This window comes from Nocardia bhagyanarayanae, assembly GCF_006716565.1.
Classification (GTDB): domain Bacteria; phylum Actinomycetota; class Actinomycetes; order Mycobacteriales; family Mycobacteriaceae; genus Nocardia; species Nocardia bhagyanarayanae.
Window position 1 is genome coordinate 1,611,389 of record NZ_VFPG01000001.1, and the last position, 20,241, is coordinate 1,631,629.

Genomic DNA, 20,241 nt, shown 5'->3' on the forward strand with positions numbered 1-20,241 from the left:
GCTCGAAACCTGTGGTTGCGCCCATGACTTACCCAGGAGCCGTGCCTCGCCGCCGAAGGCGAGGCACGGCTCTCGTCGGTTTCGAGGTGTACTCAGTCCAGCGAGACGTAGACCTCGACGGAGGTCGGGCCGGTGTAGCGCTCGATCTCGGCGGTGTGGGAGCGGGTGATGATGCCCGCGCTCTCGGCCTTGGCGACCTGCGCCCACGCGGTGCGCAGCAGGTCGTAGGGCTTGTCGGAGACGACGAACTTCGCGTAGCGGCCGTGCGGGATGCGGGTCACGACGTCGCCTTGGTCCAGGTCGTCCAGCGAAGCGACGTCGTAGCCGAGTACCGCGACGGCGTGGTCGTTCTGGCCGATGTAAGCCGCGACGCGCGGCACGTTCTTCTCCCTGGCGAGGTAGCGGTCCCAGGTGAAATTCACCAGGTCCAGGTCGCGGGCTGCCACTTCACGGCCGGCCAGCGGGATGGTCAGTCCGGCGACCAAACCCTCGTCCAGGGTGACGATCTCGAAATCCACTGCTTTTGTCCTACCCGTCGCTCGGTTCGTCGGCCAGCGCCACGAAGACTTCGGCGGTGCGGTCGTCGGGATAGTGCTCCCAATCGCCGGAATAGGAACGCACCAAACGGCCCGCCGCTTCGGCATCCCATACCGCCCGCCAAATGCTGACGATCGTATCGCCGAGATCGTCGCCGCTGGCGATGAAACGGGCGAAGCGACCGGCGGGCACCCTAGCAAGCACATCGCCGGGCAGCAGGTCGTCGAGGCTGCGGCAGCGGTAGCCGACGATGTGGGTCAGATACGAATTGATCTCCGGCGCGTGGTCGACATAGGCGGTGGTCGGGGGTCCCGGTAGGCGGCGCGAGAGGATGCGTTTCCACGCTTCCTCCACCTTCGCGCGGCGTGGCCCCTCGACCGCGAGCGCCGGGCTGCGAAGTACTGTGCCCGCCACCAGCGTCTCGGGACGGTCAACGACATTGAAATCCACCGGCGTAGCCCCTATGTCTAGTCTGTTTTCAATTGGCGGCGCTTCCGGGCCCCTCTGTTGGTCCGCCAGGCTACCGCCTTTCGGCCGGTCGCTCGCGCCGCTGCCGTCGTCGCTCGAGCGCATATCCTTCCGCATCGTCGCCATGGGACGGGCGTCGCCCCACGTTCACCTCGGCGCCGCTCGGTCGCGCTCTCACTCTGGCAAAACGATGCTGCCATGTCATGCGTTCCCCGGAGGCTCGGTAGGTCACAAGATCGACTCGAGATGGGTTCGGTCACAGTTACCTGGCCGAAGACAGGTCAGCCGGGCACCGGAACGCTCAGTCCGGGGAAGATCTCGACCTGCCGCGGCTCCGGTGGCGGCGGCGGGATGACGATCGACGGCTCCTGCGGTTGCTGTTGCGGCTGAGGGGGATTCGGGTTCAGTATGTCGTAGGGATTGCCCGGGCGCTGCTGCTGATTCCCACCCGCCGGGCCGCCCGCGGGTGCGATCGGGAACTGCTCGATCGGCGTGCCCTCGAGCGCCTCGTCCATCACCTGCTTCCAGATGTCGGCGGGCAGGCCCGAACCGTAGATGTCCGCGCCGCGCGCGGTGTGAATCGGCTGCGACTGCTCGCTGCCGATCCAGACGGCGGTGGACAGCGAGGGCGTGAATCCGATCATCCAGGCGTCTTTGTTCTTGTCGGACTGGCCCAACTGGGTCGTGCCGGTCTTCGCGGCAGACGGTCGATTGCCCGCCAGCGCGTGCCCGTTGGAATAGGCGGCGATCGGCATCATCGCGGCGATGGTGTTCTCCGCGATGGCCGGCTTGATCCGCTGCTCCCCAGCCGGCAGCTGCTCGCCGACCTGCTGCTCGGGCGCGCCGCGATCGAGCAGCACCCGCCCGTCGCCGGTCTCGACCCGCTGCACGAAGTAGGGCTGGTGATACATGCCCGAGGCCGCGATGGTCGCGTAGGCCGAGGCCATGTCGATCGGGCGCACCAGATATTGCCCGAGCACGATGCCGTTGAGCGGCGGGCCGCCGTCCTCGGTGAGGGTCTTGCCCGCCACGCCGGGAATCTCCTCGGGGATGCCCGCCTGGTGCGCCGCTTCGGCGATCGCCTTCGGCCCCTCGAACATCGACATGGTCAGCCGGTAGAAGCTGGTGTTCAGCGAGCGCTTCAGCGATTCGGCCATGCTGCACTTGCCGCAGGATTCGCCGTCCACGTTGGTGATCCTGGTGCCGCGGTCGGTCACCGGCGCGCTGTCCAGCACGCGGGTCAGCGGGATGCTCTGCTGCTGCGCGGCGATCACGGCGAACACCTTGAACGCCGACCCCGTCTGCAGCGGCGCCTGCGCGAAGTCGTAGCCGATGCCGTCCTCGCCGCCGTAGTAGGCGCGCACCGCGCCGGACCGCGGATCGATCGAGACCACCGCGGCGCGCAGGTGCGGCGGCTGCGGGCCGAGCCGGTCGTGCACGGCGGTGAGCGCGGCCTGCTGGGCCCTGGCGTCGATGGTGGTGGTGATCCGCAGCGCGCCGGTGTTGAGCTCGCGCTCGCTGATGCCGGACGCGCGCAATTCGCGAAGCACTTGGGTGCGGATCAGACCCTCCGGACCGCGGGCGGCGTTGGCGTCGGGGATGTCGGTGATCGGCAGAATCGTCGGGAAGACAGTGGCGTCCCGGTGGCCCGGCGCGAGCACGCCCATCTCGACCATGCCGTCGAGCACGTACTGCCAGCGGGCCTTCAACTCCGGCAGGTGCGTCTCCGGATCAAGGATCGACGGCGTGCGGATGACGGCCGCGAGCACCGCGCCCTCGGCGAGCGTCAGTTGCGCGGGCTGCTTGCCGAAGTACGCCCTCGACGCCGCGGCGATGCCGTAAGAACCGCGCCCGTAGTAGATGGTGTTGAGGTAGGCGGCGAGGATGTCGTCCTTGCTCCACTGCCGCGCCATCTTGGCCGCGATGATCAGTTCGCGCATCTTGCGGGTCAGGGTGCGCTCCGAGCCGAGGAAGGCGTTCTTCACGTACTGCTGGGTGATGGTCGAGCCGCCGCCCGCGTCCTCCTTGCCCAACAGGTTGTCCCGGCCCGCGCGCAGGAAGCCCGAGGTCGAGTAGCCGGGGTTGGTGTAGAAATCGCGATCCTCCGCGGAGAGCACCGCGTCGCGCACCGGTTCGGGCACCTCGGAGAGCGGCACCGGACTCCGATTACCGTCCGGCGGAACGACTTTGGCGATCACGGTGCTGCCGTCCGAGGCCAGGATGGTGGCGATCTGATTGGTTTGTACGGCGGCCGGATCGGGGATCTCGGCGCTCCAGTACACCAGCACGAACAGCAGCGAGGGCACCGCGACGAACAGGATGAACAGGGCGAGCGCGAGCCGGCGGAGACGTTCGGCGCGGCTGCGCGGGGGCCGGTCGGGGTTCGTGGGCGGTGTCGGCTCCGCGGTGGGCCGAGTCTTCTTGGGGGCCTGCGTCTTCCGCGCACGTGTCTGCGGTGCGCGGCGCCGTTCCCGGAAGCCGGCGATGGAGGCGTGCTGCGGTGACGATGGCTTGCCCCCGGCACCACGCTGGCCGCGTCGCTTGCCGAACGAGCTCACGATCATCTCCTCCCGGAGCGTCGGTCGAACCCCACCTGCACTGACAACGATCGCCGAACGAAGCTATGAGCGGACTTTACCCCGCCCGCGCGGTTCGATGCCGCACACTGTCCCCAGCATTCCGCTTCTTAGACAAAGTAACCCGAATTCCACAGGCCAGCCGCGCACCGCGAACCCCGATGACTCAGCTCTCGGCCTGCCCGCATTCAAACGGCTCAACCTGCCGACCTAACGAAGCAATCCAGCCCTACCAGCCCCGTCGGGAGCGAGCCCGACGAGCGACCGTTCGCGGCCGTCTCGCTTCCCAGCGCTCGAAGCGCATGCGACGAAGTCGCGAGTCTCGAGCGCTGGGAAGCGAGACATAAAGGCCGCGAACACGCGCGCGCCAGCGCGCCGAAGACAGAGCCGCGAACACGCGCGCGCCAGCGCGCCGATATCTCAGCTCTTGACGCCGCCTGCGGTCAGACCGGAGATGATGCGGCGCTGGAACAGCAGCACCATGATCACCAGCGGAATCGTGACGATCGTGCCCGCCGCCATGATCGCGGCGTAGGGCTGCACGAGCGGGTTGTTGCCGGAGAAACGGGCGATCGCGACGGTCACCGGCTCGGTCTGGTCGCTGGAGAGCAGCCGGGCGAGCAGGTACTCGTTCACCGCGGCGATGAAAGCCAGGATCGCGGTGGTGAACACGGCGGGCGCGGCCAGCGGCAGCATGACGAGGCGGAACGCCTGCATCTTGCTCGCGCCGTCGATGCGGGCCGCCTCTTCCAATTCCCACGGCAGCTCGGTGAAGAACGAGGCGAGGATGTAGACGGTCATCGGCAGCACGAACGAGATGTTCGGGATGATCATCGCCTGGTATTCGCCGATCCAGCCCAGGTTGGTGAACAGCTGGAACAGCGGCGTCACCAGCACGACCACCGGGAACATCGAGGCGCTCAGGATCAGCCCGGCCACCACGTACTTGCCGCGGAAGGTCAGCCTGGCCAGCGCGTACGCGGCGAAGATGCCGATCACCAGCGCGATCGCCGTCGTGCACGCGCCGATGATCACGCTGTTGATCAGTGCCTTGCCGAAGTCGTTGCCGCGGCTGGTGTCGAACGCGTTGCGGAAGTTCTCCAGCGTGACGTGCGTCGGCCACGGTGTGTTGTCGAACTGGTAGACCGGATCGCGGAACGCGGTGACGGCCATCCAATAGAACGGACCGAGCCCCCATACCAGCACGACGAGCACGCCGAGGTAGATGCGCGCCGACCCGAGCCGCTTGGTCCACGGCGCGCGCGGGACGGTGGTCGGTTCGGTCGCCATCGGCGCGCCTCCTGTCTCGCGGGTGCGCACCCGGTCACTCGTCGTCATGCGCGCACCTTCCCCTCGCGCTGGGCCTCCTGAGTGCGAACGGCATTGGCGCCGAGGATCTTCACCAGCACGAAGGCCACCGCGAAGATCAGCAGGAAGGTGATGGTGGACAGGGCGGCCGCGCTGTTCGGTCCCTGCCGCACCTGGTCGACGACCAGGATCGAGACCGTGCGGGTCGACGGGTTGCCCAGCGTCATGATGGCGGGCAGGTCGAACATACGCAGCGCGTCCATGGTGCGGAACAGGATCGCCACCAGCAGTGCGGGTTTGAGCAGCGGCAGGGTGATCTGGGTGAATCGCTGCCAGGCCGAGGCGCCGTCGACCTTGGCCGCCTCGTACACGTCGTTCGGGATCACCTGCAGACCGGCGAGCAGCAGCAGCGCCATGAACGGCGTCGTCTTCCACACGTCGGCCGCGATCACCGCGAACCGCGCGGCCCACGGGTCCGAGGTCCACAGGATGTGCGTCCCGAGTACCCGGTTCACCACGCCGTCGTACTGGAACATGAACTCCCACAACCGCGCCGTGACCGCGGTCGGGATCGCCCACGGGATCAGCACCGCCGCGCGCAGCAGCGCCCGGCCCTTGAAGCTCTTGCCCATGACGATCGCCATGGCGAGGCCGATGGCGGCCTCCAGCGCCACGGTGATCACGGTGAAGAACAGCGTGACGCCGATGGCCATCCAGAACTGCGAGCCCAGATTGCCGGTGGGGCAGGCGATGGTCTCGCCGGTCGGCAGGGTGCACTGCTGCAGCAGCCAGTGCGTGTAGTTCGAGAATCCGGCGTTGCCGCCTTCCACGAACATGCCCGTGCTCGGGTCGAGCCCGGAGTCCTTCTGGAAGGACATGTACAGCGCGCGGAACACCGGATACCCGATGACCACCGCCAGCGCGATCAGCACCGGCGCGACGAACACCCAGGCTTTGCCGGAACGGCGCAGCTCCCAGGCCAGGCTCGCGCCGAAACCGCGTTTGCGCGGAAGGAATTCGTCGCTCGGCACGCGAGTGGCCGCTCCCGAAGGATCCGACACCGTTATCTCTCTCCTACGGGTTGGTCGGGTCCGTTGCGAAACTCGATTACGATCCCGCGGTCTCGATGCCCTTCTGCATCCCCACGATCGCGTCGTCGACGGACTTGTTTCCGGTCAGGGCAGCATAGGCGTTGTCCTGGATGGCCTTGGACACCGCCGGGTAGAACGGGGTTACCGGGCGCGGCACCGCGCTCGCGATCGATTCCTTGAGCGCGGGCAGGTACGGCATCTTGGCGATCAGCGCCGGGTCGTCGTACATCGAGGCGCGCACCGAGGGCAGGGCGCCCGAGGCGATGATGTGCTGAGCGTCCTCGCTGATCAGGAAGCGCAGGAAGTCCAGCGCGGTGGCCTTGTTCTTGGAGAAGGCGCTGATGGCCGCGTTGTAGCCGCCGAGCGTGGAGGCGCCGACGCCGTTCTCGCCGGGCAGCGGCGCGACCGCGAACTTGTCCTTCACCAGCGAGGATTCGGCGCCCGCGTCACCGAAGGTGGACGGCCACGCGCGCAGGAACATCAGCTTGCCCTGGGTGAAGGCGTTGGCCGATTCCGGCTCCTTGAAAGTGATGGCCTCTTTCGGGATGTCGCCGTTGTTGTAGGCGGTGACCAGGGTGTTCAGACCGGCGCGCGCCTGCGGGCTGTCCACCGTCGGCGTCTTGCCGTCGGCGCCGACGAAGGTGCCGCCGAAGCCGTTGATCACCTCGGAGGTGTTCACCGTCAGGCCTTCGTAGGGCGCGAACTGGCCCGCGTAGCAGCCGATGTTGTTGTCGCGCGCGATCTGGCACTGGCCGAGCATCTCGCCCCAGGTCTTCGGCGGGTTCGGGACCAGGTCCTTGCGGTAGAACAGCAGGCCGCCGTTGGTGTTGCGCGGCGCGGCGTAGAGCGTGTTGTTGTAGGTGGCGCTGGCGACCGGCGGGGAGAGCAGCGTCGAAGTGTCGATGGCGAAGGAGTCCTTCAGCGGCTGGATCCAGCCCTTGGCGGCGAACTCGGCGGTCCACGGCACGTCGAGGGCGACCACGTCGTAGTTGGACTGCTTGGAGCGCATGTGCTCGACCAGGTCGTCGTACTGCTGCGAGGCGTCGTTCGACTGCTCCTTGAACGTCACCTGCTCGTCGGGATGCGAGGCGTTCCAGCGCTCGATGAGCTGCTTGACCACACCGGTCTCGGTGGTGTCCTTGCCCTCGACGTAGGTGATCGGGCCGCGCCCGGTCAGGTTCTGGCTCGTCGGGTTGCCGCCGTTGTCGCTGGTGCACGCGCTGGTGAAGGTAGCCGTCAGCAGCGCGACCGAGGCGGCCGCCAGCGCGGCCCGTGGCACGAGCGACGAACGTAGGGACGACACCTTCTTCAAAGCCATCGCGAACACTCCATGGGTACGACGTGAGCAGCAGCACACCCTGCCGGTTGCACAACGGAAGATACATGGTGTTCATCCGCCACGCCCGAAGAGCGGTCCAGAAGTGCTGGTCGCGGAGGATGTCGGGAGAGCGACGGGCGGCGGGCGCACGGTGTCGGGGCCCGCGGTTACTCTGGCTGCCGATGACTTCGCCGAACGCGGTTCCCGATCGGATGCTCACACGCATCGGCGGTCTGCTGCGCAAGGCCGAGGCCACCGACAACGAGCACGAGGCCGAGGCGTTCCTCGCCGCGGCGCAGCGGCTGGCCACCCGTTCCTCGATCGATCTCGCGGTGGCGCGGGCGCACATCGCCGGGCGCGAGCGCAGGCCGACGCCGGTGCAGCGGGTCGTCCCGATCGGCGAGCCGGGTAAGAAAGGGCTGCGCACCTATGTGCAGCTGTTCGTCGCGATCGCGCAGGCCAACGACGTGCGCTGCGATGTTGCCCGCACCTCCACCCAGGTCTACGCCTACGGCTTCGACACCGACATCGACACCTGCGAGGCGCTCTACGCCAGCCTGCTCGTTCAAATGGTGCGCGCGTCCGACCACTACATAAAGTCGGGACAGTACCGTTCGGCCACCGTCGAGAAGGTCGTCAGCGAAAAGCGCTGGGGCCGCACGGTACAGCGCCGCGTCCAAGCCCCTGCGGCACCCGTGACCGCCCGGCTGAACTTCCAGATGGCCTTCGCCGCGCGCATCGGCCGCAGGCTCGCCGAGGTGAAATCGGAAGTGGAAGCCGAAGCGGTGGCGCCGGAAACGGCGTCCGCGGGCACCGCCCTCGCCCTGCGCGACAAAGAACTGGAACTCACCGACTTCTACACCCGCACCTCGGAAGCCCGCGGCACCTGGCGCGGGCCCCAAGCGTCGGCCGGACACTCGGCGGCCGCCCGGCGCGCGGGTGATCGCGCCGGCCAGGCGGCGCGGTTGGGGACTTCACCCGAATTGGGTGGGGTGCGCGGGCAGTTGTCCTCGGGCGCGGGTGGGTGAGTCACCGGGTGCCGCTGCGTGGGCGGTCGGGCAGGTCGGCCGGTGGGTACAGCGCTCCGGTGTGGAGTCGGGCCCGGGCAGTTGTCCTCGGCCGCGGGTGGGTGAGTCGCCGGGTGCCGCTGCGTGGGCGGTCGGATAGGTCGGCCGGTGGGTACAGCGCTCCGGTGTGGAGTCGGGCCCGGGCTATCGCAGCCGGTGCGGCGCGGTGATTCCGCGGATGGAGTCGCGTGGGGGATCGAGCTGCCGATTCACCGGCTCAGTAAGCAGCTCACAGCGTGCTGCCGGTTCAGGGCGCACGGCCGGGCAGGTCGACGGGGCTGGGCGGGGTGCGTGGTGGGGTGATCGGCGGTCCGGTGTCGAGGTCGGGCGCGTCGCCCTATGGGGCGGCGCTGCCGATCTTCGGTGTTCGCGGGTAAGTCGTCGGGTGTCGCGCGGGCCAGGTGGCGCGGCTGGGGACGTCACCCGAATTGTGCTGGGCCAGAGGGTCGTCGACTTCCGGTGCGAGTCGGCGGGCCGTCAGGTGCTGGGCGGGTCAAGCGGCGTGATTGGGTGTATCACCCGAATAGGCCGGGGGGCAGAGGTCATTCGACTTTCGGGGGCGGGTGAGCCGTCAGGTACCCGGTGGGCTGGACGGCGCGCTTGGATGGTTCGCGTGGATTGGGCCGGGTCCGCGACCTACCGATCTTCGGTATGCGTGGGCGGCCGGTAGGCGACGGGCAGTGCCGCTGTGAGTGTGCGAGATGTACAGCGCGGCAAGGTGTACGACGCCGAGCAGCTGGTTCGCGGGATGTTCGATCGGGCCGACGAGCACGGCAACCGCACCGTCGAACTCTACGGCTCCCAGATCACCTTGCCGATCGAGCGCCGTTTCGCCTCGGTGGCGTCGGTCCAGACCTATGCTGACAAGGTGCTCGCCCTCAATTGGGTTCGGGCCCAATGGGATCGAGCCGAGGTGCCGGTTCGGGTGCGGTCGCGTGCCGGAGCGACCGCCGCTCACTACGAAGCGGCCGACGCGGTCCTCGCGGTGCCGCTGCACACCGGCGGCACCGCGTGGGCTCTGCGCGAACTGGTCGTGCTGCACGAACTCGCCCACCATCTGGAACCCGCCGCCGACAAAGTCGCCCCTCATGGCCCCGAGTTCTGCACCCGCTACCTCGAACTTGTGGACGGCATCATCGGCCCGGAAGCCGCCCTACTGCTGCGAACCACAATGCTCAGCTGCGGCGTCCACTTCGGCTAGGAGCGCGAAGTCCGCGATCGACGGGAGAGAAATGGTTGCTTTCGGGGGCGCTGAAACCACCATTTCTCTACCGTCAAAACCATTTGACTACCGTCGATAGGGAAATGGCTGTTCAACGGATGCACAGCTCAGCGTGCGTCCGAGCAGACCGCAGTGCGTGCTTCGAGCGGGCGCAGTACGGGCGCTGGCAAGGGGTACGTGTGGGCTTCGAGCAGGCGCAGTACGGGCTTCGGGCAGGGCGCGGTGCGTGCTTCGAGCAGGGTGCGGTGTGGGTGCTGGCAGGGTGCTGGGCGGGCTTCGGGCACGGCGCGGTGTGGGCTTCGAGCGGGATGCGATGTTGGCTTCGAGCGGGATGCGATGTTGGTTTCGAGCGGCGTGCGGTGTGGTTTTCGAGCAGGGGTGCAGTGCAGGCGCTGGCAGGGCGCGGTGTTGGCTTCGGGCACGCCGCGGTGTGGGCTTCCAGCGGGGTGCGGTGTGGGTTTTGGCTAGGGCGCGGCGCGGGTTCCGGCAGGTCCAGTGGTTCCGTTCAAGGGAGCAAAGCGCGGACGCGCTCGTAGCGGGCGTGCCACCAGGCGACACGGTTGGGGTCGGGGTGGCGGTAGTGGTTCAAGAGGTCGGGGTCCGGTGCTGATGGTGTGCGTGGGACGGGCAGGAAACCGTCCACCGGGCGCAGGGATTCGGTGACTACGTCGCCTTCGAAGAGGGAGATCGTGCCGAGTCCGCAGGCGAAGTCGAGTTCGGGCAGGGCGCCGGCCAGCGCCAGCTGCGCGCCGAGGCCGACGCTGGTTTCCAGGGCGGAGGAGACAACGCAGGGTAGCCCGGCCGCCGCCGCGACCTCGAGCGCGCGCCGAACTCCGCCCAGCGGTGTGCATTTCAACACCGCGACGTCGGCCGCGCCCGCCACGGCGACGCGCAGCGGGTCCTCCGCGCGCCGGATGGATTCGTCCGCGGCTATGCGCACGTCGACCTTCTTGCGCACCGCGGCGAGTTCCTCGACGGTGCGGCACGGTTGCTCGACGTATTCCAAACCGCCTGCGGCGCGGTCGATTCGCGCGATGTGGGCGATCGCGGTGTCCACATCCCACACCGCGTTGGCGTCCACCCGAATCCCGCCGTCCGGCCCGAGCGCGTCGCGGACCGCCTCGACCCGTGCCAGGTCCTCGGCGAGCGAATCCGGATGGTCGGCGACCTTCACCTTCGCCGTGCGGCACCCCGACGTGCCGACGATCCGGTGCGCCCGCTCCGGATCGACCGCGGGCACCGTGCAATTGATCGGAATCCGCTCCCGCACCGGCTCCGGCCAGCCGGTCGTCACCTGCTCCAACGCCGTGGCCAGCCAGCCCGCGGCCTCCCGATCGTCGTACTCGGGAAACGGGCAGAACTCCCCCCAGCCCATCGGCCCCGGAATCAACATCCCCTCCCGCACGGTGATCCCGCGAAACCGCGTGCGCAGCGGAATCGCGTAGACGACGGGCTCGGGAGAGATGTCGGCAGTCATCGCATGCCAGCCTACGGTGCGTCGGCGCGGGTATCGACCGGCAAGCGGATCGACGCGGCAGGGTTGATGCGGCTCGCGGGCTGGTGCGGTACACATCGATGGGGCGAGCGGGCTGGTGCGGCGAGCGGGCCGGTGAGGCAGCACATCGGTGCAGCGGGCGGGCTGGTGCGGCAGAGGGCTGTGCGGCGGGCAGCCTCGCGAAGCAGGCTCTCCGATAGTGCGAGCAGGTTGGTGCGGCAGAGGGCTGTGCGGCGAGCAGCCTGGCGAGGCAGGCTCTCCCATAGGGCGAGCAGGTTGGTACGACAAGCGGGTGGGCGTTGCAGGCGGATCAGCACTGCAATCGGGGACCTTCGGTCGAGATTGTCGGGGCACCTGTGCGGGCACCCTGGATGTATGAGCTCGGCGATGGTGAGGCAACTGGGCGACTTGATGCGCGCCGCCTTCGCTACCTCGATCGCCCTCGGAGTCGGCTGGACCGCAGCGCTTCTCGTCCCGCTGTACGACTTCCTTGTGGACGACGAACAGCGGTATCTACCGATCTCCTACGTGATCGCCTGGACGGGCATCGCCGCGGCGGGTGTGGCGGCCGCGGTGATGTCCTTCTCGAAGTTACGCACCCGCAGACCAATTGGATGGACGCCACTGGTCGCAGTCCCGTTGGTGATCGAGTCGTGGCTACTCGGCTGCCTCGTCGCACTCGTGCTCGGCTAGGCGCCCGGCGGAACCGGGCGCCCACGCCCTCACAACCGCTCGAGAATCGTGGCGTTCGCGAGCCCACCTGCCTCACACATCGTCTGCAACCCATACCGCGCCCCGCGGTCTTGCATGGCGTGCACGAGAGTCGTCATCAACCGCGCGCCCGAAGCCCCCAACGGATGACCGATCGCGATCGCCCCACCGTTGACGTTCACCTTCGACATATCCGCCCCGGTGTCCTGCGCCCACGCGAGCACCACCGGCGAGAACGCCTCGTTGATCTCGACGAGGTCGATATCGGAGAGCTGAAGACCGGCCCGCCGCAACACCTTTCGGGTCGCCGGGATCACCGCCGTGAGCATCATGAGCGGGTCGTCGCCCGCGACGGCGAAGCTGTGCAGGCGGGCCAGCGGGCGCAGCCCGAGCTGCTCGGCGCGTTCGCTGGTCATGATCAGCACCGCGGCGCTGCCGTCGCTGACCTGGCTGGCGCTGGCGGCGGTGATCTGCCAGCCGATCTGTGGGAAGCGCTCGGCCATGGCGGGGTCGTAGTAGGCCGGTCGCAGTCCGGCGAGGGTGTGGAGGGTGCTGCCCACGCGGATGCCCTCGTCGGTTTCCAGTCCGTTGATAGGGGCGAGTTCGGCGGCGAACAGGCCGTTCTTCGTTGCCCGGGCGGCCTTTTCGTGACTCGTCAGCGCGAATTCGTCGAGCTGGGTGCGGGTGAGGCCCCATTTCGCGGCGATGAGTTCCGCGCTGATGCCCTGCGGTACAAGACCTTCCGGATAGCGATCGGCGAACGCGATGCCCGACACGTCCTCCGAACCGACGAGGTTGGCGCCCATCGGGATTCGGCCCATCGACTCGACGCCCCCGGCGACCACGATGTCGTACGCGCCCGCGATGACGCCCTGCGCGGCGAAGTGGATGGCCTGCTGGCTGCTACCGCACTGCCGGTCGACCGTTGTCGCGGGCACCGATTCGGGGTAGCCCGCGGCCAGCGCCGCCCGGCGCGTCACATTCGCGCCCTGCTCGCCGACCTGCGTGACCACGCCGCCGATCACGTCGTCGATCAGCGCGGGATCGATACCGCTGCGCTCGACCACCGCGCGCAGGCTGTGCGCGAGCAGGTCCACCGCGTGCACGTCGTGCAGCGCCCCGTTCGGTTTCCCCTTGCCGATCGGCGTGCGCACCGCTTCGACGATCACCGCGTCTCTCATGGCGGATCCTTCCTGTGACCGGGGCTCTTGCACCCTGGCTCAATTTTCTTATAGCCAGGTTAACGCCTGGATATAGTCGGCTCAAGCCAGTAATCGCTATGATGTGCGTCATGGCAGCCGTAATGGAAGGACCCTTGGCCGATCTCAGCTCGTGGCAGGCCGTCGACTGCTCGATCGCGAAGGCGATGGACCTCGTCGGCACGCGCTCGGCCGTCCTGATCCTGCGCGAGGCCTACTACGGCACCCGGCGCTTCGACGGTTTCGCCGCTCGGGTCGGCATCACCGACGCGGCCGCCGCCGCTCAACTGCGCAAACTCACCGCGGCGGGCGTGCTCGCCAAGCAGCCGTACCAGGAAGAAGGCAAACGCACCCGCCACGAATACGTGCTGACCCCCATGGGCCGCGACCTGCTTCCCGCCGTCCTGGCGCTGATGCAATGGGGCGACGCCTACTTACAGCCGGGCCCGGCCCCGCTGCTACTGGTGGAAGAGGCGACGGGCGCGCCGGTCCGCGTCGAGGTGCGCAGCGCGACAGGCAAGGAAATCGAATTGGAGGAGCTCGGAATCCGAGTCAACGAGGACTACCTCCGACAGCGGCGCGAACGCTCGGAGCGGGAGGTCCCCGGAGCCTGATCGGCCCGTCCCAGAACGAGGTGGACGATCGACGGGAGAGAAATGGTGGCTGTAGAAGGTCGATCAGCCACCATTCGACTCCCGTCGATCCAGCGCAACCGCTCGGTGTTCAGTTCAGGCGACGCCCGTCGGCGGCGGAGAAGAAGTACGTGTGCTCCGGCGAGGTCGACAGCTTCAGGCGGGTGCCCTTCGCGGGCGGGTTGCGCCAATCAGCCCGCGCCACAATGGTTTCCCCCGCGCCGTTGATCTGACCCTCGGCGATCGTGCGGCCGTAGATGTAGGCGTCGGAGCCGAGCTCCTCCACCACGTCCACTTCCATCTCGATGCCGCCTTTACCGAGTCCGCTGCCGAGCTCGAAGTGTTCGGGGCGGATACCGACCACGAGCTTGCCTTCAGCGGCGTCGGACACCGAACGCGGCACCGGCAGCGCGTGCCCGCCCAGCGCCACCGCGCCGTCGGACACCGGAAGCGTGAACATGTTCATCGCGGGCGAGCCCATGAAACCGGCGACGAACGCGTTGGCCGGGTCCCGGTAGAGGTCGCGCGGGGTCGCGCACTGCTGGAGCAGGCCGTCCTTGAGCACCGCAACCCGATCGCCCATGGTCATCGCCTCGACCTGGTCGTGGGTGACGTACACCGTCGTGGTGCCGAGCCGCCGCTGCAACTGCGCGATCTGGGTCCGGGTCTGCACGCGCAGCTTGGCGTCCAGGTTCGACAGCGGCTCGTCCATCAGGAACACCTGCGGCTGGCGCACGATCGCCCGGCCCATCGCCACGCGCTGGCGCTGACCACCGGACAGCGCCTTCGGCTTGCGGTCCAGGTACGGCTCGAGGTCGAGCAGCTTGGCCGCCTCCAGCACGCGCTGGTCCTTCTCGGCCTTGGCGACCTTGGCCAGTTTGAGCGCGAAGCCCATGTTCTCGGCCACCGTCATGTGCGGGTAGAGCGCGTAGTTCTGGAACACCATCGCGATGTCGCGTTCCTTCGGCTCCGCGTGCGTGACGTCGTTCGCGCCGATCAGGATGCGCCCGCCGTTCACCTCCTCCAGCCCGGCGAGCATCCGCAGCGAGGTCGACTTCCCGCAACCGGACGGACCGACCAGCACCAGGAACTCGCCGTCGGCGATCTCCAGATCCAGCTGGTCGACGGCGGGTTTGGTCGCGCCGGGATAGAGGCGGGTAGCCCGCTCGAAGGTCACCGTAGCCACGGCAGATCACATCCCTTCACCGGCAGGAACGTGCCGGACGATCCGAGTAGAGGGGTCACCGTCGCACGCGGCGCGCGGACGGTCCGAACGATGGTATCGGTCGCTCGACCTAACCGCAGCCGAGTCCGGTCCGCGGCTATTCGTGACCTCCGCCCCCGCCACACCACCGCGAACGGTTTCACCACGCCGGATCCTCCGGACGCCGGTAGCCTCGATCGCGGAGATCGGCGAGCGACGAGGAGGGCCTGAGATGAGTCGACCGGTTCGGATCGGAGTTCAGCTGCAGCCGCAGCACGCGCCCAAGTACGGGTTGATTCGCGATGCTGTGCTGCGGGCCGAGGACGCCGGTGTGGACGTCGTGTTCAACTGGGATCATTTCTATCCGCTCAGCGGCGATCCGGTCGGCGCGCACTTCGAGTGCTGGACGATGCTGGCGGCGTTCGCGGAGCAGACCGAGCGGGTGGAGATCGGCGCGCTGGTCACCGGCGGCGGGTACCGGAATCCGGAACTCCTGGCGGATATGGCGCGGACCGTCGATCACATCAGCGACGGCAGGCTGATCCTCGGCATCGGCGCGGGCTGGTTCCAGAAGGACTACGAGGAGTACGGCTACGAATTCGGCACGGCGGGAAGCCGTTTGGATCTGCTGAAGGAGAGCATGGCCCGGCTCACCGCGCGGCTGAAGAAGCTGAACCCGCAGCCGGTCCGGGAGATCCCGATTCTGATCGGCGGCGGTGGCGAGCGGAAGACGTTGCGCCTGGTCGCCGAGTACGCCGACATCTGGCACAGCTTCGCCGACCTCGCCGGTCTCACGCACAAGAACCAGGTGCTCGCGCAGCACGCCGCCGCCATCGGCACCGACGCCTCTCGTATCGAGCGCTCGGTGCCGTGGCCCGGTGCGGAGCGGGCGCCGAAGTTCGTCGAGGCCGGGGTCGGGCTGTTCACCGTCGGGGTGAGCGGCCCCGGCTACGACTTCGGCGAGCTCGAGCAGGCCATCCGCTGGCGCGACGAGGTGAACCCGGAACAGGTCAGCGGACTGGCCTGAGTCCGGGTTCGAACCGCGGTCAGTTCGCCGAGTACTGAAGCTCGCGGGTCGCTGCCCCCTCGACAGGCGGCGACAGGCGAACGGGCAGTGCGGCGAGGCCGCGGATCAGCAGGCTCTTGCGCCAGCTGAGCTCGGCGAAATCGCCGTCGAGCGACATCGCGGGGATCCGGTCGAGCAGTCGGTTGAGCGCGATGGTGGCTTCCATCCTGGCCAGCGCCGCGCCGACGCAGTAGTGGATGCCGTGGCCGAAGGCGATGTGCCGGTTGTCGGTGCGGGCGGGCTCCACGCCGTCCGGATCCAGGTACCGCCGCGGGTCGCGGTTGGCCGCCGCGAGGGAGATCATGACGAACTCGCCCGCGTCGATGTCATGACCGCCCAACGTGATCGGCGCGGTGGTGAACCTGGCCGTCGCCATGTGCACCGGACCCTGGCAGCGCAGGATCTCCTCGACGAATGCCGGGACGCGGATCGGGTCCGCGCGCAGCCGTTCGGCGGTGGCCGGATCGCGCAGCAGTTCGAGCACCGCGTTGCCGATCAGGTTGACGGTGGTCTCGTGTCCGGCGGCCAGCAGCAGGAACAGCATCGAAATGAGTTCTTGCTGATCGAGCCGATCGCCGTCGTCCTTGGCGATGATCAGCTCGGAGAGCAGGTCTTCGCGGGGGTTGTCGGTGCGCACGGCGATCAGTTCGGTGAGGTAGGTGAAGAAGCTGATGCCCGCGCTGGTGCGTTCCTCGACGCTGGCCGACTCGTTCACCACGATCTCCGTCCAGGCGCGGAAGTCGTCCTTGTCGTCGTCCGCCACGCCGAGCAGCTCGCAGATCACCATGATCGGCAACGGGAACGCGTAGTCGTCGAGGAGGTCGGCGGATTCCTTGGCGCTCAACTCGTCGAGCAGCGAGTCGGCGATCGCGGTGATGCGGGGGCCGAGGTCGCGCACCGCGCGGCTCGCGAACGCCTTCGCCACCAGGCTGCGCAGCCGGGTGTGCTGCGGTGGATCGGCGAAGAGCATGTTCTCGTTGACAGCGCCCGCGAACTTCTCGGCTCCGCCGTGCTTGGCGATGGCCGCCTGGCCTTCGGGCGAGGTGACCCGCTTGCTGATGTTCGGCTCGACGAAGGCCTGTTTTGCCACGTCCTGGTCGACGACCAGCCAGCTCAGCACGCCGTCCAAGCGGACGCGATGGATGGGACCGCGTTCGCGCAACCTCCGGTAGACGGCGTGCGGGTCCTGGTAGAAGTCGTCGTCGGTCAGCTCGATGATCTCGTTGGCGGCCGTCACGAGGCGCCCCCGGTCCTCGACGCGGAGCCGGCCGAAGCCGAACGTGAATCCAGGTAGGTCACTAGCCCTGTGTCCTTTCGAGGTCGAACGGTTCTGATTCAGTCCCGACGCAGTCTCGAGAAGCGGTGACAGCAGTGATCGCTCGCTGTCCGATCGTGGTGGCGCCGCGGCGAAGTCGGCCGCCTGCTGCATCGGTGGAAACGTCGAGCAGTTTCGATCGGTGGGAACCATGAACAAGCCACGGGGCCAAGTGCATCGACGAAAGTTTCCGCGTACCCGGGGCAAATTCCCGAGGGATTCTCGCACAGCCGCGCCGTTCGGCTCGGAGTGACCCTCGTCGCGTCGGTCGCCCGTAACTGTGGGTTTGCGGTGCATCCCGACTAGGGTCTGGAACATGGCTGGTCTGCCCGCTGCGCGGCGTCGTGCCCTGATCACCTTGCTTCTGCTCGCCGTCGGCCTGACGGCGGCGGGCTGCGGTTCCGGCAACGATTCCGCCGACACCAGGGACCTCTGCGCGCCGCCGGGACTGAGCGCGGCGTCCGCGGCGCCGACGAACCTCGCGTCACCCGCCACCGCGGGTCCGGACCGGTACACCACCGCGAACACGGTCCCGCTCGAATCCATCGATGTGACGAAACTCGGGCTGATCACACCCGGCACGCTCAGCGTCGGCACCCTCTCGGACGCGCCGCCGAGCATCTGCGTGAACTCCGCGGGGACCTTCACCGGTTTCGACAACGAGTTGCTGCGCGCGGTCGCCGCGAAACTCGGTCTCCAAGTGCAATTCTCGGGTACCGAGTTCTCCGGCCTGCTGGCGCAAGTCGCCGGCGCGCGCTTCGACGTCGGCTCCTCCAACATCACCACCACCGACGCACGCCGTGAACTGGTCGGCTTCACCAACGGATACGACTTCGGGTACTTCGCCCTCGTGGTGGTCGACGGCAGTCCGATCAAGAGCTTCGCGGATCTGAGGCCGGGCACCCGCATCGCGGTCGTACAGGGCACCGTGCAGGACGACTACGTGGTCAACACCCTGCGCCTGGACCCGGTGAAGTTCCCGGACTACAACACCGCCTACGCCAACCTGAAGACCGGTCAGGTCGACGCCTGGGTCGCGCCCTCGGCGCAGGCCGAAGGCGCGATCAAGCCGGGCGACGGCACCTCGGTGGTCCAGAACGCTTTCAGCCTGGACAATTTCGCCGCCTGGGCGGTGAACAAGAACAACAAACCGCTGACCGACGCGCTCAACAGCGGCCTGGACGCGGTGATCGCGGACGGCACTTACGCCCGCCTCTACAGCGACTGGGTGCCGAGGCAGCTGCCGCCGGGCTGGAAGCCGGGCTCCAAGGCCGCGCCTACGCCGCAGCTGCCCGACTTCGCCGCACTCGCCGCGGAGAACACGACGGAAGAGAGCCAGGAGCAGAACGCTCCGAAATCGACCCTGCAGCAGTTGCGGGAGACGTTCTTCGATTGGTCGCTGTACCGCAAGGCGTTTCCCGATCTGATCAAGACGGGTCTGCCGAATACGCTGATATTGGCGCTCGTCTCGGGCGCGCTCGGCACCGTGATCGGCATGCTGCTCGCCGTCGCGGGAATTTCCCGCACGCGCTGGTTGCGTTGGCCAGCACGGGTTTACACCGATATCTTCCGCGGTCTGCCCGCCGTGGTGATCATCCTGCTCATCGGTCTCGGCATCGGGCCGGTGGCGCGCAACATCACCGGGAACAATCCGTACTGGCTCGGCGCGGTCGCGCTGGCGCTGCTCGCCTCGGCCTACATCGGCGAGATCTTCCGTTCCGGAATCCAATCCGTGGAAGCCGGGCAGCTGGAGGCCGCCCGCGCCATCGGTTTCGGTTACCGGCAGGCCATGACGCTGGTGGTGATCCCGCAGGGCGTGCGCCGGGTGCTGCCCGCGCTGATGAACCAATTCATCGCGCTCATCAAGGATTCCTCACTGATCTACTTCCTCGGTCTGCTGGCCAGCCAGCGCGAACTGTTCGCGGTGGGCCGAGATCTCAACGCGCAGACCGGAAATCTCTCGCCGCTCGTCGCCGCCGGCCTGATGTACCTGGTGCTGACCATCCCGCTCACGCACCTGGTCAACTACATCGACCACCGGATGCGCACCGGACGACCGGACCAGCCGATCGACGAGCTGGAGCAGGCCACCATCACCGAAGGGCGCTGAACGATGAGTGCATCTCTGACCGGAACCGGCCTGCACCTGACCCTCGGCCGCAACCACGTGCTGCGCGGTATCGACATCCACGTCGACGCGGGTACGACCACCACCGTCATCGGGCCGTCGGGCTCCGGCAAGTCGACCCTGCTCCGGGTGCTCAACCGGCTGCACGAACCCGACCGCGGTGACGTGCTGCTGGACGGCAAGTCGGTGCTGCGCGAGGACCCGGACCGGCTGCGCCAGCGCATCGGCATGGTGTTCCAGCATTTCAACCTGTTCCCGCACAAGACCGTCGCGGACAACATCGCGCTCGGGCCGCGCAAGCTGCGCGGTCTGTCGAAGGACGCGGCGCGGGCACTGGCGATCGAGCAGCTGGAGATCGTCGGGCTGGCCGACAAGGCCGACGCACGTCCGGGGAACCTCTCCGGCGGCCAGCAGCAGCGGGTCGCGATCGCCCGCGCGCTGGCCATGCGGCCCGAGATCATGTTCTTCGACGAGGCCACCTCGGCGCTGGATCCCGAGCTGGTGAAGGGCGTGCTCGGGCTGATGAGCGAGCTGGCGTCGGGCGGCATGTCGATGATCGTGGTGACGCACGAGATGGGGTTCGCGCGCAGCGTCTCGGACAACGTGGTGTTCATGGACCAGGGGCAGGTGGTGGAGACCGGCGCGCCGGAGGCGCTGTTCGACGCGGCCGAGACGCCGCGGTTGCGGAAGTTTCTTTCGCAGGTGCTCTGAGGTTTCGCCCGCGGCGGCTTCCCGCCCGCGCCGCCGACCCGGCACGCAGAGGTGCGCCGTCCGTCGAGCATTGCCCGCGGTGGCGCTCGCGGGCACCTGCACTTGCCGTTCAGCGCACCCTTGGCAACCGCATTCATGCGTAAGTGTTAATGTGTCCTTGTTCACAGATGCACCTGTCCATCCCGATGGAAGA

Annotated in this window: 17 protein-coding genes; 7 read left to right on the top strand and 10 right to left on the bottom strand. The window is 68.0% G+C overall.

Annotation, left to right across the window (positions count from 1 at the left end; genetic code table 11):
- Nucleotides 1–92: 92 nt before the first annotated feature.
- The 6 genes from FB390_RS06630 to FB390_RS06655 all read right to left on the bottom strand — a co-directional run bounded on the left by FB390_RS06630 (nucleotide 93) and on the right by FB390_RS06655 (nucleotide 7,298).
- Entirely contained in the window at nucleotides 93–518 is a 426-nt protein-coding gene (locus FB390_RS06630) for a GyrI-like domain-containing protein (RefSeq protein WP_141808147.1), read from the bottom strand.
- 10 nt (nucleotides 519–528) lie between these two features.
- Nucleotides 529–1,122, bottom strand: coding sequence for a GyrI-like domain-containing protein (locus FB390_RS06635; RefSeq protein WP_246123888.1), 594 nt, complete (start codon nucleotides 1,120–1,122; stop codon nucleotides 529–531).
- Nucleotides 1,123–1,286: 164 nt separating this feature from the next.
- Nucleotides 1,287–3,569 (bottom strand): transglycosylase domain-containing protein, encoded by a 2,283-nt coding sequence (locus tag FB390_RS06640; RefSeq protein ID WP_141808148.1) that lies wholly within the window; start codon nucleotides 3,567–3,569, stop codon nucleotides 1,287–1,289.
- 432 nt (nucleotides 3,570–4,001) lie between these two features.
- Complete coding sequence (locus FB390_RS06645) at nucleotides 4,002–4,871, bottom strand: carbohydrate ABC transporter permease (protein WP_141811591.1); 870 nt, start codon at nucleotides 4,869–4,871, stop codon at nucleotides 4,002–4,004.
- Nucleotides 4,872–4,915: 44 nt separating this feature from the next.
- Nucleotides 4,916–5,950 carry a carbohydrate ABC transporter permease gene (locus tag FB390_RS06650; RefSeq protein ID WP_141808149.1) on the bottom strand — a complete coding sequence of 345 codons (1,035 nt, stop codon included), beginning with the start codon at nucleotides 5,948–5,950 and terminating at the stop codon, nucleotides 4,916–4,918.
- Nucleotides 5,951–5,996: 46 nt separating this feature from the next.
- On the bottom strand, nucleotides 5,997–7,298 hold the full coding sequence (locus tag FB390_RS06655; protein ID WP_141808150.1) for an ABC transporter substrate-binding protein: 1,302 nt from the start codon (nucleotides 7,296–7,298) through the stop codon (nucleotides 5,997–5,999).
- Nucleotides 7,299–7,480: 182 nt separating this feature from the next.
- Between FB390_RS06655 and FB390_RS06660 the strand changes: the two genes are divergently transcribed.
- The gene (locus FB390_RS06660; protein WP_141808151.1) at nucleotides 7,481–8,326 is read left to right on the top strand and encodes a DUF2786 domain-containing protein; all 846 of its coding nucleotides are present in this window, start codon (nucleotides 7,481–7,483) and stop codon (nucleotides 8,324–8,326) included.
- Nucleotides 8,327–9,053: 727 nt separating this feature from the next.
- The gene (locus FB390_RS06665; RefSeq protein WP_141808152.1) at nucleotides 9,054–9,566 is read left to right on the top strand and encodes a TIGR04338 family metallohydrolase; all 513 of its coding nucleotides are present in this window, start codon (nucleotides 9,054–9,056) and stop codon (nucleotides 9,564–9,566) included.
- Nucleotides 9,567–10,092: 526 nt separating this feature from the next.
- Here the strand turns inward: FB390_RS06665 and FB390_RS06670 are convergent.
- On the bottom strand, nucleotides 10,093–11,064 hold the full coding sequence (locus FB390_RS06670) for an o-succinylbenzoate synthase (RefSeq protein ID WP_141808153.1): 972 nt from the start codon (nucleotides 11,062–11,064) through the stop codon (nucleotides 10,093–10,095).
- A gap of 405 nt (nucleotides 11,065–11,469) precedes the next feature.
- Between FB390_RS06670 and FB390_RS06675 the strand changes: the two genes are divergently transcribed.
- Nucleotides 11,470–11,775, top strand: a complete 306-nt coding sequence (locus FB390_RS06675) for a hypothetical protein (RefSeq protein ID WP_141808154.1) — start codon at nucleotides 11,470–11,472, stop codon at nucleotides 11,773–11,775.
- 29 nt (nucleotides 11,776–11,804) lie between these two features.
- Here the strand turns inward: FB390_RS06675 and FB390_RS06680 are convergent, their stop codons facing one another.
- Nucleotides 11,805–12,974: a thiolase family protein gene (locus FB390_RS06680; RefSeq protein ID WP_141808155.1), complete on the bottom strand. Its 1,170-nt coding sequence runs from the start codon at nucleotides 12,972–12,974 to the stop codon at nucleotides 11,805–11,807.
- A 98-nt stretch (nucleotides 12,975–13,072) separates the two neighbouring features.
- Here FB390_RS06680 and FB390_RS06685 point away from each other — a divergent pair, with 98 nt between their 5' ends.
- On the top strand, nucleotides 13,073–13,606 hold the full coding sequence (locus tag FB390_RS06685) for a winged helix-turn-helix transcriptional regulator (RefSeq protein ID WP_141808156.1): 534 nt from the start codon (nucleotides 13,073–13,075) through the stop codon (nucleotides 13,604–13,606).
- Nucleotides 13,607–13,715: 109 nt separating this feature from the next.
- Here the strand turns inward: FB390_RS06685 and FB390_RS06690 are convergent, their stop codons facing one another.
- Nucleotides 13,716–14,810, bottom strand: coding sequence for an ABC transporter ATP-binding protein (locus FB390_RS06690; RefSeq protein ID WP_141808157.1), 1,095 nt, complete (start codon nucleotides 14,808–14,810; stop codon nucleotides 13,716–13,718).
- 250 nt (nucleotides 14,811–15,060) lie between these two features.
- Here FB390_RS06690 and FB390_RS06695 point away from each other — a divergent pair, with 250 nt between their 5' ends.
- Entirely contained in the window at nucleotides 15,061–15,855 is a 795-nt protein-coding gene (locus FB390_RS06695) for an LLM class F420-dependent oxidoreductase (RefSeq protein ID WP_141808158.1), read from the top strand.
- 19 nt (nucleotides 15,856–15,874) lie between these two features.
- Here the strand turns inward: FB390_RS06695 and FB390_RS06700 are convergent, their stop codons facing one another.
- The gene (locus FB390_RS06700) at nucleotides 15,875–17,131 is read right to left on the bottom strand and encodes a cytochrome P450 family protein (RefSeq protein ID WP_246123890.1); all 1,257 of its coding nucleotides are present in this window, start codon (nucleotides 17,129–17,131) and stop codon (nucleotides 15,875–15,877) included.
- Between the two features lie 394 nt (nucleotides 17,132–17,525).
- Here FB390_RS06700 and FB390_RS06705 point away from each other — a divergent pair, with 394 nt between their 5' ends.
- Nucleotides 17,526–19,319: an ABC transporter substrate-binding protein/permease gene (locus FB390_RS06705; RefSeq protein WP_141808160.1), complete on the top strand. Its 1,794-nt coding sequence runs from the start codon at nucleotides 17,526–17,528 to the stop codon at nucleotides 19,317–19,319.
- Nucleotides 19,320–19,322: 3 nt separating this feature from the next.
- Nucleotides 19,323–20,048, top strand: coding sequence for an amino acid ABC transporter ATP-binding protein (locus tag FB390_RS06710; protein ID WP_067786864.1), 726 nt, complete (start codon nucleotides 19,323–19,325; stop codon nucleotides 20,046–20,048).
- The last annotated feature ends 193 nt before the right edge of the window (nucleotides 20,049–20,241 follow it).

What these genes read in the sequence shown, in the direction of transcription:
- FB390_RS06660 (WP_141808151.1), top strand. Translation starts at nt 7,481, where the DNA reads ATGACTTCGCCGAACGCGGTTCCCGATCGGATGCTCACACGCATCGGC.
- FB390_RS06685 (WP_141808156.1), top strand. Translation starts at nt 13,073, where the DNA reads ATGATGTGCGTCATGGCAGCCGTAATGGAAGGACCCTTGGCCGATCTC.
- FB390_RS06680 (WP_141808155.1), bottom strand. Translation starts at nt 12,974, where the DNA reads ATGAGAGACGCGGTGATCGTCGAAGCGGTGCGCACGCCGATCGGCAAG.
- FB390_RS06705 (WP_141808160.1), top strand. Translation starts at nt 17,526, where the DNA reads ATGGCTGGTCTGCCCGCTGCGCGGCGTCGTGCCCTGATCACCTTGCTT.
- FB390_RS06710 (WP_067786864.1), top strand. Translation starts at nt 19,323, where the DNA reads ATGAGTGCATCTCTGACCGGAACCGGCCTGCACCTGACCCTCGGCCGC.
- FB390_RS06635 (WP_246123888.1), bottom strand. Translation starts at nt 1,122, where the DNA reads ATGCGGAAGGATATGCGCTCGAGCGACGACGGCAGCGGCGCGAGCGAC.
- FB390_RS06640 (WP_141808148.1), bottom strand. Translation starts at nt 3,569, where the DNA reads ATGATCGTGAGCTCGTTCGGCAAGCGACGCGGCCAGCGTGGTGCCGGG.
- FB390_RS06695 (WP_141808158.1), top strand. Translation starts at nt 15,061, where the DNA reads ATGAGTCGACCGGTTCGGATCGGAGTTCAGCTGCAGCCGCAGCACGCG.
- FB390_RS06645 (WP_141811591.1), bottom strand. Translation starts at nt 4,871, where the DNA reads ATGGCGACCGAACCGACCACCGTCCCGCGCGCGCCGTGGACCAAGCGG.
- FB390_RS06655 (WP_141808150.1), bottom strand. Translation starts at nt 7,298, where the DNA reads ATGGCTTTGAAGAAGGTGTCGTCCCTACGTTCGTCGCTCGTGCCACGG.
- FB390_RS06675 (WP_141808154.1), top strand. Translation starts at nt 11,470, where the DNA reads ATGGTGAGGCAACTGGGCGACTTGATGCGCGCCGCCTTCGCTACCTCG.
- FB390_RS06670 (WP_141808153.1), bottom strand. Translation starts at nt 11,064, where the DNA reads ATGACTGCCGACATCTCTCCCGAGCCCGTCGTCTACGCGATTCCGCTG.